Source organism: Microbacterium sp. P2_F9, assembly GCF_056403635.1.
The window spans coordinates 1-10,978 of the sequence record NZ_JBFUFC010000128.1; the positions used below are offsets into that span (position 1 = coordinate 1).

Annotated in this window: 11 protein-coding genes; 5 read left to right on the forward strand and 6 right to left on the reverse strand. The window is 69.4% G+C overall.

The features are described 5' to 3' along the window. A partial coding sequence (locus AC1DVT_RS13430) for a DNA gyrase C-terminal beta-propeller domain-containing protein (RefSeq protein WP_477389556.1) occupies window positions 1-575 on the forward strand: 575 nt, incomplete at its 5' end. A gap of 29 nt (window positions 576-604) precedes the next feature. Here AC1DVT_RS13430 and AC1DVT_RS13435 read toward each other — a convergent pair. Beyond that, window positions 605-2,707: a DNA gyrase/topoisomerase IV subunit B gene (locus tag AC1DVT_RS13435; protein WP_477389557.1), complete on the reverse strand. Its 2,103-nt coding sequence runs from the start codon at window positions 2,705-2,707 to the stop codon at window positions 605-607. A gap of 185 nt (window positions 2,708-2,892) precedes the next feature. Here AC1DVT_RS13435 and AC1DVT_RS13440 point away from each other — a divergent pair, with 185 nt between their 5' ends. Further along, window positions 2,893-3,117, forward strand: coding sequence for a DUF7455 domain-containing protein (locus AC1DVT_RS13440; RefSeq protein ID WP_457098616.1), 225 nt, complete (start codon window positions 2,893-2,895; stop codon window positions 3,115-3,117). Window positions 3,118-3,124: 7 nt separating this feature from the next. On the opposite strand, the gene AC1DVT_RS13445 is transcribed toward AC1DVT_RS13440, so the two are convergent. Next, window positions 3,125-4,165 carry an alanine racemase gene (locus tag AC1DVT_RS13445; RefSeq protein WP_477389558.1) on the reverse strand — a complete coding sequence of 347 codons (1,041 nt, stop codon included), beginning with the start codon at window positions 4,163-4,165 and terminating at the stop codon, window positions 3,125-3,127. Continuing rightward, window positions 4,162-4,902: an alanine racemase C-terminal domain-containing protein gene (locus AC1DVT_RS13450; RefSeq protein ID WP_477389559.1), complete on the reverse strand. Its 741-nt coding sequence runs from the start codon at window positions 4,900-4,902 to the stop codon at window positions 4,162-4,164. The genes AC1DVT_RS13445 and AC1DVT_RS13450 overlap by 4 nt, the downstream gene beginning before the upstream one ends. Window positions 4,903-4,947: 45 nt before the next feature. Here AC1DVT_RS13450 and AC1DVT_RS13455 point away from each other — a divergent pair, with 45 nt between their 5' ends. Beyond that, window positions 4,948-5,970, forward strand: coding sequence for a sugar-transfer associated ATP-grasp domain-containing protein (locus tag AC1DVT_RS13455; RefSeq protein ID WP_477389560.1), 1,023 nt, complete (start codon window positions 4,948-4,950; stop codon window positions 5,968-5,970). Between the two features lie 91 nt (window positions 5,971-6,061). Here the strand turns inward: AC1DVT_RS13455 and AC1DVT_RS13460 are convergent, their stop codons facing one another. The 3 genes from AC1DVT_RS13460 to AC1DVT_RS13470 form a co-directional block, all read right to left on the reverse strand. Beyond that, on the reverse strand, window positions 6,062-6,760 hold the full coding sequence (locus AC1DVT_RS13460; RefSeq protein WP_477389561.1) for a coenzyme F420-0:L-glutamate ligase: 699 nt from the start codon (window positions 6,758-6,760) through the stop codon (window positions 6,062-6,064). Beyond that, window positions 6,757-8,160 carry an RNA polymerase sigma factor gene (locus AC1DVT_RS13465; protein ID WP_477389562.1) on the reverse strand — a complete coding sequence of 468 codons (1,404 nt, stop codon included), beginning with the start codon at window positions 8,158-8,160 and terminating at the stop codon, window positions 6,757-6,759. The genes AC1DVT_RS13460 and AC1DVT_RS13465 overlap by 4 nt, the downstream gene beginning before the upstream one ends. A gap of 211 nt (window positions 8,161-8,371) precedes the next feature. Then, window positions 8,372-9,295, reverse strand: a complete 924-nt coding sequence (locus tag AC1DVT_RS13470; RefSeq protein WP_477389563.1) for a proteasome assembly chaperone family protein — start codon at window positions 9,293-9,295, stop codon at window positions 8,372-8,374. Window positions 9,296-9,377: 82 nt separating this feature from the next. Between AC1DVT_RS13470 and AC1DVT_RS13475 the strand changes: the two genes are divergently transcribed. After that, the gene (locus AC1DVT_RS13475) at window positions 9,378-10,853 is read left to right on the forward strand and encodes a leucyl aminopeptidase (protein WP_477389564.1); all 1,476 of its coding nucleotides are present in this window, start codon (window positions 9,378-9,380) and stop codon (window positions 10,851-10,853) included. After that, the coding region (locus tag AC1DVT_RS13480) for an FAD-dependent oxidoreductase (RefSeq protein ID WP_477389566.1) at window positions 10,853-10,978 on the forward strand (126 nt) is incomplete at its 3' end. The genes AC1DVT_RS13475 and AC1DVT_RS13480, both read left to right, overlap by 1 nt.

Here is a 10,978-nt window from a genome sequence, read left to right on the forward strand (position 1 = left end):
GCACCCGCGACGGCGTGGTCAAGCGCATCGTGCCGTCGGCGCTCGCGGTGCGGCCTGAGCTGGAGATCATCGGACTCAAAGCCGGCGATGCGCTCGTGGGCGCGGCATCCGCTCCGGACGGCTCTGAGCTCGTCTTCGTGACCAGCGACGCCCAGCTGCTGCGCTTCCCGGCCGCTGCCGTGCGCCCGCAAGGCGCGCCGGCGGGCGGGATGGCGGGCGTCAACCTGTCGGCGGGCGCGACGGTCATCCACTTCGCGGTGACCGAGGGCGAGGATCTCGTGGCCGTCACCATCTCCGGCGCCGACGGCGYGCTGCCTGGAACGGATGCCGGACGCGTCAAGGTATCGCGGTTCGAGGAGTTCCCGGCCAAGGGCCGCGCCACGGGCGGMGTGCGCGCGCACACCTTCCTGCGCGGCGAGAGCCGCCTCACCCTGGCCTGGGTCGGCCGAGCTCCCGCGCTCGCGGTCGGACCGGACGGCTCGACGCGCACGCTGCCGGCCGCGACGGCGAAACGGGATGCGTCGGGGCAGCTCCTCGACGCGGTCATCGGCTCAATCGGCCGCCCGCTCGCCTGACCGGCCGCGGCAGCCCCGCGGGCGGGGTGCTACGCGTCGATGGCTTCCCGCGAGAGGCGGTGCGAGGACTCGACGATGAACTCGCGGCGCGGCGCGACCTCGTTGCCCATCAGGAGCTCGAAGACGCGGCCGGCGCCCTCGGCATCCTCGAGGCGCACTCGGCGCAGCAGCCGACCGCCCCGGTCCATCGTGGTCGTCGCGAGCTGATCCGCGTCCATCTCGCCCAGGCCCTTGTATCGCTGCACGGGCTCGTGCCAGCGCCGGCCGGACTTGGTGACCTTCGCGAGGAGCGTATGCAGCTCGGGTTCGCTGTAGGTGTAGATCGTCTCGTTCGGCTTGGTGCCGAGGTTCATGACGATCACCCGGTGCAGCGGCGGAACGGCGGCGAACACGCGGCCCGCCTCGACGAGCGGCCGCATGTAGCGGAAGAAGAGGGTCAGCAGCAGCGTGCGGATGTGGGCGCCGTCGACGTCGGCATCGCTCATCAGGATCACCTTGCCGTAGCGCGCCGCGTCGAGATCGAACGAGCGGCCGGAGCCGGCACCGATCACCTGGATGATCGACGCGCACTCGGCGTTGGAGAGCATGTCGCTCACCGACGCCTTCTGCACGTTCAGGATCTTGCCGCGGATCGGCAGCAGCGCCTGGAACTCGCTGTTGCGCGCGAGCTTCGCGGTGCCGAGAGCCGAGTCGCCCTCGACGATGAAGAGCTCGGAGTGCGCGACATCCGATGATCGGCAGTCCACGAGCTTCGCGGGAAGCGACGAGGACTCCAGCGCGTTCTTGCGCCGCTGGGTCTCTTTATGCGTACGCGCGGAGATGCGCGCCTTCATCTCGGCCACGACCTTGTCGAGCAGCAGGGCGGTCTGGTTCTTGTCGTCGCGCTTGGGCGAGGTGAAGCGCGCCGTGAGCTCCTTCGTGAGCACGTTGTTCACGATCTGGCGCACCGCCGGGGTGCCGAGCACTTCCTTGGTCTGGCCCTCGAACTGCGGCTCGGGCACGCGCACCGTGAGCACGGCGGTCATGCCGGCGAGGATGTCGTCCTTCTCGAGCTTGTCGTTGCCGACCTTCAGGCGGCGCGCATTCTGGTCGACCTGGGCGCGCAGCACCTTCATGAGGCCCTGCTCGAAGCCCTGCTGGTGTGTGCCGCCCTTGGGCGTCGCGATGATGTTGACGAACGAGCGCGAGACGGTGTCATAGCCGGTTCCCCAGCGCAGGGCGATGTCGACCTGGCATTCGCGCTCGACCTCGGTCGGCACCATCGCACCGGTCGGCTGCAGCACCGGGACCGTCTCCGTGAAGGTGCCGGAGCCGGTGAGTCGCCAGGTGTCGGTGACCGCGGAGTCGGGGGCCAGGAACTCGACGAACTCCGAGATGCCGCCGTCGAACCGGTAGCTCGTGTCGAGCGGTTCGCCGCTCTCGGACGCTGCGGTCCCTGAGCCTGTCGAAGGGCGTTCGTCGCGGACGACGAGCTCGAGTCCGGGCACGAGGAAGGCGGTCTGCCGCGCGCGCTGCGCCAGCTCGTCGACGTTGAAGGCGGCATCCTTCGTGAAGATCTGCCGGTCCGCCCAGTAGCGGATGCGCGTGCCCGTGACGCCCTTCGCGGCCCGCCCGGTGACGCGCAGCTCGGATTTCGTCTCGAACGGCGTGAAGGTGGAGTCGGGCGATCCGTTCGAGAACACACCGGGCTCGCCGCGGTGGAACGACATCGACCAGGTCTTGCCGTTGCGGTCGACCTCGACGTCGAGTCGCTCGGAGAGCGCGTTCACGACGGATGCCCCGACCCCGTGCAGGCCGCCGGAGGCCGCGTACGACCCCCCGCCGAACTTGCCGCCGGCGTGCAGCTTGGTGAAGACGACCTCGACGCCGGACAGACCGGTGCGCGGCTCGATGTCGACGGGGATGCCGCGGGCCTTGTCGCGCACCTCGACGCTGCCGTCGGTGTGCAGGATGACATCGATCCGGGAGCCGTGGCCCCCGAGCGCCTCATCGACGGAGTTGTCGATGATCTCCCACAGACAGTGCATCAGGCCGCGGGAGTCGGTGGAGCCGATGTACATGCCCGGGCGCTTGCGGACCGCCTCCAGGCCTTCCAGCACCTGCAGATGATGAGCGGAGTACTCGGCGGTCACAATCCTCAAGCGTATCCGGGGGTCAGGACAGCGCACGGTGGACACGCGTTCGCGCGGCTCACGGTACGCGCACAGCGAAATGTCACCCGTTCGCGGCATTCTCGAAACATGGGCATGGTTGTATCTAGTACACGCAACGGAGTTCTATCTTGACGAGAGTTCTGCACAACCGAGGGGGCACAGAGATGAACACGCTATCCACACCGACAGAGCCGGGTGTCGTCCTCGAGCACCGTCTGAGCGCTGCCGATCGCTGTGACTCCTGTGGCGCCCAGGCTTACATCGCCGCTGAGGTGAACGGCAGCGAGCTGCTGTTCTGCGCTCACCACGGTCGCAAGTACGAAGAGAAGCTCCGCTCGATCGCGACCAGCTGGCACGACGAGACCGCTCGCCTGCTCGAATCGGCCTGATCCGACGTCAGCGGTAGTTCCGAGGCACCAGCGGCGAGATTCGCAGCGCGATCTCCTCGCCGATGGTGCCGATCGTCTCGGCGAGGTCCGTCGACGACATCGCCCCTGAGTCGGCGTCGCCGTACACCGTGACGAGGTCGCCCACGCGGGCCGCCTCCCATTCGCCGATCGTGCTCGCATAGAGACCGACGTCCACGAGTGGGCGTTGTCCCTGCGGAGTCGAGACCATGACCAGTCCGGCCAGCGGCGAGGGCAGTCCGTCGAGCGATCCGATGCCGATCGTCGCTGTGCCGTCGCCAACCGCGACCACCCCCGTCTCGAGGCGGCCGATCGGCCGGATGCCCAGGTCCGCATCGGTCGGGCCGTCCGCGGGACGGATGCCGTAGGCGAACGCTCCGACGCGGACGAGGTCGCAGCGGAACTCAGGTCGGGCGAAGGCAGCGGCGCTGGCCGCCAGGTGCCGCTGCGCGGGACGGAGCCCTGCCGCGTGCGCGGCATCGCACGCCGCATCGAACACCGTACGGGCGGCATCATCGTCCTCGTCGGACGCCTCCGCGATGTGGCTCCACACCCCGACGACTTCGATCGATCCCGCCTGCTCGAGCTCGCGTGCGCGGGCCACGAACGCCGGCCACTCCTCGGGTCGCACGCCGTTGCGGTGCAGCCCGGAGTCGATCTTCAGGTGCACGCGCGCGGTGGCCGAGGCATCCGTCGCCGCTCCTGCCACGTCCTCGAGGAGCGTGGCATCGCCGATACCGACGTCGAGCCGAGCCGCGACCGCCGATGCGGCCTCCTCGGGCGTGCCGATCACCCACACGAAGATCCGGGCGTCCGGCCCGAGCTCCTCGCGCACCGCGCGGCCCGTGCTCACATCGAAGGCGCCGAACCAGCGGACGCCGTCCCGCCAGGCGCGCTGGACGATCGGCACGAGGCCGTGCGCGTACGCATCGTCCTTCACGACGAGCATGTGGGTCGCCGGAGCGACGCGCTCGGCGATGGTCCGCAGGTTGGCCGAGAACGCATCGAGGTCGATGGCGAGGACGCTCACTCGACCCACTCCCGGACGGAGCGCTGTCCGACCACCGTGACGAGTTCCGCTGCGCTCAGGCCGGTCGCGGTCACCCAGTCGGCGATTCCCGGCTCGCCCGCTTCGTGGTCGCCGAGGAACACCGCCTCGGCGCCCCGCGCGATGTCCGCAGCGGCGATATCGACGACGCAGACATCCATCGCCACCCTTCCCACGATGGGGTGCCGCACTCCGCCGATCGCGACCGAGGCCAGACCCCCGAGACTRCGGGAGATGCCCTGGGCGTAGCCGCCCGTGACGAGCGCGATGCGGGTGTCCGCCCCCGCGCGGTGCAGGTAGCCGTAGGAGACGCCCTCGCCGCGCAGGAGCGGCTTCGTAGAGAGAACCCTTCCGGAGAGACGCAAGGCGGGCCGCGAGCCGGCAGCGCCGCCGGGCAGGCCGAACACGGTGAGCGGGTCGACGTTCGGTTCACCGGAGACGGTGAGCCCGGTGCAGCCGGCTTCGATCAACGCCGCGATCGCGGACGAGTCCACCACCACCTCGCGGACGCCGGCGGCCTGCAGCGCGGCGATGATCTCCGCCGCACCATGACCCCAGGCATCCGCTCGTGCGTCCCCCAGGAGCGGACCGGGGCCGGTGTGCCCGGCGATCGCCAGGGCGATGTTGGCCGCGACAGCGCCGCGCGACACCCGTGCGGCGGGGGCACTGCGTCGCCCAGGCGCCGCCGGGGCAGCCGTCTCGGGGTTCGCCGCAGTCACGCCATCTAGACTATCCGGGACCCCGTTCCCCACCCCGGAGCATGCATGCCTTCTCAGGGCCTCGGCCTCGCGCCCCGCCTTCGCTATCTCGCCGGACGCGCCCGTCGCATCGATGTCGGCTCCGTGTTCGAGCGCGCCAAGGAGGCATCGGTCGAGCACGGCAAGTGGACGCCGGCGATCGTCGTCGACATGCTCTGGCAGGCCGGCCTGCGCAACGTCGGGTTCCAGGACTACATCGACTACGACTTCGCGATCCTGCGCCGTGCCGAGCGCGCGACGTACATGACCCACCCGGTGTCGAACCAGCTGTCGCAGAAGTACGACGATCCTGCGTTCCGCGGACTCTTCCAGGACAAGGTCGAGTTCGACCGGGTGTTCTCCGACTACCTGCGGCGCGAGTGGATGGTCGTCGAGGACGGCAATGCCGACGCCGTGCGCGCGTTCGCGCAGCGTCAGGGAACCATCGTCACCAAAGAGCCCGTCGGGCAGGCGGGCACCGGCGTGCACCGCTACCACGCGGCGGACATCGAGGACTGGGATGACTTCCACCGCGGCCTGCTCGCGCGCGGCGAGCTGCTCATCGAAGAGGTCATCGTCCAGCACGCCGACCTCGCGGCCGTGTGCCCCGGGACCGTGAACACCACCCGCGTGACGGCCTTCTTCGACGGCGAGAAGACGCACATCCTCGCCGTCGCGCAGAAGTTCGGTCGCGGCGCGGTGAGCGACCAGATGACCTACGGCGGCTTCTACACGATGCTCGACGACGACGGGCACTCCGTCGGGGCTGGGTACGACTCGCACGGGCACATCCACGAGTTCCACCCGGAGTCCGGGGTGCGGATCGCGGACTTCCAGCTGCCGCTCATGGCCGAAGTGGTCGCTTTCGTCGACCAGGTCGCCCGCGTCGTGCCGCAGATCCAGTACGTCGGCTGGGACATCGTCGTCACGCCCGATGGGCCGGTGCTCGTCGAGGGCAACTGGGCAGCCGGCGTGTACGAGAACAAGCCGAGCGCCACCGGCATCCGCACCGGCCACAAGGCGCGCTACCGCGCCGCGATCGGCTTCTAGCGCGACGCTTCGACAAGCTCAGCGACCGGCTCTGAGTCGACAGCCGGTCCCTGAGTCAGAAGCCGGTCCCTGAGCTTGTCGAAGGGCGGGACTAGGCCGGGCGCACGACGCCGAGCGGCGTCGACTGATGGCCCTGGCCGAGCGGGTTGTCCTTCAGGATCGCCACGAGGCGCCGCTCCCCCGCTTTGTCGAGCGTGGAGCCGAGGATGTTGCCGCCGATGTCGTTGATGTCGACGACGGCGACCTCGGTCTTGCCGCCGAGGAGCGCCTTGAGTCGCTGGGCGACCTCGCGAGGACGGTCCGGCCCGAGCACGACGGCCTTGTTGTAGGGCGGGATCGTGCCGCTCGTGGGGCCATCGATCGCGCGGGCCTTGTCACCGGCGATCCGGTAGAAGTCGCCCTTGCGTCCGAACGCCTTCGTCACCGCTGCGACCGCGGCCGCGAAGAGGATCCGCAGCGTGCCGCACTCGCGGATCGCCATCTCCATCGTCTCGGGCATGCCGAGGCCGATGCCGTACGGCGTCTTCACGACGTACTTCGACAGAAAGAAGGCGAGCTTGCGCGGCGTGATGGAGTCGATCGGGAACGACCGGCCCTGCGTGATCGCCACGATCTTCTCGGTCACGAAAAGCGTGTCACCGGGCTGGATGACGTCCTGGGCGAATTCGCKCACGAACGCGTCCAGGTCGTCTCCGGGCATGACGACGCTCGTCTTGATCGGAATCCGCGCGAACGTCGTGCCTTCGAGGTCTACGGTCAGCGCCTTGCCGGCGTTGGCCTCGCCGGTCATTCGAGGTAGTCCCGAAGCGACTGCGAGCGGGACGGATGCCGGAGCTTGGCCATCGTCTTGGACTCGATCTGACGGATCCGCTCGCGGGTCACGCCGAAAGTGTCGCCGATCTGGTCGAGGGTCTTCGGCTGCCCGTCGCCGAGGCCGAAGCGCATGCGAATCACGCCGGCTTCGCGCTCCGAGAGGGAGTCGAGCAGGGACTCGAGCTGACGCTGGAGCATCGTGAACCCGACCGCGTCGGCCGGAACGACCGCCTCGGTGTCCTCGATGAGGTCGCCGAACTCGCTGTCGCCGTCCTCGCCGAGCGGGGTGTGCAGCGAGATCGGCTCGCGGCCGTACTTCTGCACCTCGATGACCTTCTCCGGGGTCATGTCGAGCTCGCGGCTGAGCTCCTCGGGCGTGGGTTCGCGACCGAGGTCCTGCAGCATCTGCCGCTGCACGCGGGCGAGCTTGTTGATGACCTCGACCATGTGGACGGGGATGCGGATGGTACGGGCCTGGTCGGCCATGGCGCGGGTGATCGCCTGGCGGATCCACCACGTCGCGTACGTCGAGAACTTGAAGCCCTTGGTGTAGTCGAACTTCTCGACGGCACGGATGAGGCCCAGGTTGCCCTCCTGGATGAGGTCCAGGAACTGCATGCCGCGACCGGTGTAGCGCTTGGCGAGCGAGACCACGAGGCGGAGGTTCGCGCCGAGCAGGTGCGACTTGGCGCGCTGCCCATCACGGGCGACCCACTGCAGGTCGAGGCCCAGCTGGTTCGACTTCTCGGCCGCCGTCATGTGCGACAGCTTCTCTTCGGCGAACAGGCCCGCCTCGATGCGCATCGCGAGCTCGACCTCTTCGGCCGCGTTCAGCAGCGGCACCTTGCCGATCTGCTTCAGGTAGTCCTTGACCGGGTCTGCCGTGGCACCCGTGATCATCGTCGAGTAGACGGGGACGTCTTCGTCGTCGGAAGACGAGATGACGATCGCACCGGTCGGGAGCGGCTCGCTCGACGAGGGCTTCTTGTCGTCCTCGTCGTCCTCGTCCTCTTCGGCGTCGGAGGCCTCGGTCTCGTGGTCGCTGTCCGCAGCAGCGGCGACAGCCTTGCCTCGCGCAGCCGGCCGCTTGATCGGCGTCTCGTCCTCGTCGGGGGCGTCGATCTCGACGTCTTCGAGCTCGACCTCGGCGTCGATCTCGATGTCTTCGTCGGGCTCGTCGGCAACGGCCTTCTTGGCTCGCGAGGCGGGGGCCTTGGCGGGAGCCTTCTTGGCGGCGGCCGCCGTTCCAGCGGTCGTCTTGGCTGCCGCGGCCCTGGTAGGACGCTTTGCAGCCGTGGCGGTCACCTCCGCCTGCCCGGTCACGTCGGACTCAGTGTCCTTCGCGAGGGTGGGGGGTGTCTTCGTGCTCGGGGTCACGTTTCGCCTTTCGCCGGCGGGCGCGTGTCCCACGCCCCCCGATCGGATTTCGGACACTAGTAAGACCCTTGTCAAGTCCGCAGCCCGCCGAGATGTCTCGAGGACCACGTTGACAACGGGTCAGAACATCCAGTATCTCACATCCGTCAGCGCACAACGGACTTGAGGGGATGAATCAGTGATAACGCACGAGGCGACCCGTGCATTCCGCTCAGGAGCCGCGCTTGTCCTCGTCGCCCGCCTGATGCCCCGCGAGGAAGCGCTCCAGTTCGGCGGCGAGTTCATCGGCGCTCGGCAGATCTCCGGTGTGGATGATCGGCGTCGCCAGCGTGGATCCGGCCATGTAGGCGTCGTACCGCTCCTCGAGGCCGACGAGCATCCGCGCCAGCTCATCGCTGTTCGCCAGCTGCTCGTCCACCTTGGTGAGATAGTCGCGGTTCTGGTCCCGAAGGTCGTCGCCGGAGAAGACCAGCCCGGTCGCCACCGTGATGCTGTCGAACGCCGCAAGAGTCGCCGCGGGGTACTCCGTGTCGCCCAGGTAATGCGGCACGAGCAGGACGAAGCCGGCGACGGCGAAGCCGGACTCGGCGAGTCGGTACTCGAGCAGGTGGCCGGCGGTGGCGGGAACCTGCGTCCGCGGCTGCCACACCGAATGGAGCCTCGTGAGATCCCCTCGGGTGCCGCTGACCGTCGTCCCGATCGGGCGCGTGTGCGGCACCGGCATCGGGATCGCGTGGACCCAGGTGATCGTGGAGACCGCATAGGCGGTGGCGAACTCGATCACCGCGGCGGTGAAGGCATCCCAGGCGAAATCGGGCTCGTAGCCGGCGAGCACCAGGAACGGCTGCCCCAGCGCGTCGTGCGCGAGCGACAGCTCGAGCCGCGGCGGCCGATAGTCGGTCAGGTGGTCCTGATCGAAGGAGACGACCGGCCGGCGCGCGCGATAGTCGAGGAGCACATCGTTGCTGAAGACGGCGAGCGGGGTGGGGTCGAGCTCTTCGCGCAGGTAGTCCACAACCCCGCTGACGGCGCTGCCGGCGTCGGTGAAGCCCGTGAGCGCCATCACAAGGGGCAGCCCGGCAGGCACCGGCGGTGCCGACACGGCACGCTCGAAGAGGGGCAGGGACAATGGCATGTCTCCATGGTACGAGGCGCTTCCGACGGGCGGGTCGCGGGCGTCCCGCTCACAGCGAACACTGCTACCTAGGATGGAGACCATGTCGTTTCCCGACCTCGAAGTCAGCACGCTCCCGATCCAAAGCTCCGACGCCGACGCGATCCTGCTGGCGCTCCCGCTCCTCGATTCCGATTCGCCCGCAGCGCTGGCCGACTGGCCGGGGGTGCGTGAGGCGCTCCTCGCCACCGGGTTCACCGGTGCGGCGTCGTCGTTCCAGCGCGTCTACGCGCCGGAGAGCACGGCGCTCCCCCTTGCCGTCGTGGGCACCGGCGCGGATCCGGATGCCGCAGCCGTCCGTGACGCCGTCGGCACCGGCATCCGGCTGCTGACCGGGTTCGCCAGGGTGTCGGTCGCCGTCGTCGATGCGACGCCCGAGCTCTCCCTCGCCGCCGCGGAGGGCGCCGCCCTGGGCGGCTACCGCTTCAGCGGCTACAAGTCGGAGTCGCCGAAGGCCCGGGCCGCCACGGTGATCGTGCACTCCGCAGCGGAGATCGACCCCGCAGCCCTGGCAGCGGCAACCTCCGCCGCCTCCGCCGCCGCGCTCGTCAAGGATCTCGTCTCGACTCCGGCGGAGTGGCTCGGACCCGCGGACTTCGCAGCGCGCGCCGTCGAGGCGGTCGCGGGGCTCCCCGTCGAGGTCGAGGTGCTCGACGAGCATGCCCTCGCCGAGGGCGGCTACGGGGGCATCCTCGGGGTCGGGCAGGGGTCCGACCGTCCCCCTCGTCTGGTCCGCCTGGACTACGCGCCAGCCGGTGCAGAGCGCCACGTGGCGCTCGTTGGAAAGGGCATCACCTTCGACACCGGTGGCCTCTCCCTCAAGCCGGCGGCCGGAATGGTCGGCATGAAGTACGACATGTGCGGCGCGGCGACGGCCTTGGCGGTACTCCGGGCGATCGCCGAGCGCGGACTCCTGGTCCGGGTCACGGCGTGGCTGTGCATCGCGGACAACATGCCCAGCGGTCGTGCGATCAGGCCCGGCGATGTCCTCCGGCAGCTCGACGGCACGACGGTCGAAGTCCTCAACACGGATGCCGAGGGGCGGCTGGTGCTCGCCGACGGGCTGGTGGCGGCAAGTCGCGAGCATCCCGATGTCATCGTGGACGTCGCCACCCTCACCGGAGCCATCACGGTCGCCCTGGGCACCCGCACCGCAGGGGTCATGGGCGACGATGCGACGGTCGCGGCATACCTGGAGGCGGCGCGCGCCGAGGGCGAGCTCGCCTGGCAGCTGCCGCTGCCCGCGCACATGGTCGACGACCTCGACTCCCCCATCGCCGACCTCGCGAACGCGAAGATCGGCGATCCCGCCGGTGGATCGCTGTTCGCCGGCCTGTTCCTCCGGCACTTCGTCGGCCGCACCTCCGCCGATGCGGACGCGCCGCGCATTCCGTGGGTGCATCTGGACATCGCCGGAGTCGGCATGAACAAGGGCGGCCCGTTCGGATTCACCGACAAGGGGCCGACCGCGGCGACTGTGCGATCGCTGATCCGCTTCACCGAGGGGCAGGCCGTCTGATGGTCGACCACCGTTTCGATCTCGTCGTGCTCGGGGGCGGCAGCGGCGGATACGCCGCCGCGCTGCGCGCCGCAGAACTGGGCAAGACCGTCGCGCTGATCGAGAAGGAGAAGGTCGGCGGGACG

Excerpts from the sequence above, each read along its gene's own strand:
- AC1DVT_RS13440 (WP_457098616.1), top strand. The coding sequence starts at position 2,893 with ATGAACACGCTATCCACACCGACAGAGCCGGGTGTCGTCCTCGAGCAC.
- AC1DVT_RS13455 (WP_477389560.1), top strand. The coding sequence starts at position 4,948 with ATGCCTTCTCAGGGCCTCGGCCTCGCGCCCCGCCTTCGCTATCTCGCC.
- AC1DVT_RS13470 (WP_477389563.1), bottom strand. The coding sequence starts at position 9,295 with ATGCCATTGTCCCTGCCCCTCTTCGAGCGTGCCGTGTCGGCACCGCCG.
- AC1DVT_RS13475 (WP_477389564.1), top strand. The coding sequence starts at position 9,378 with ATGTCGTTTCCCGACCTCGAAGTCAGCACGCTCCCGATCCAAAGCTCC.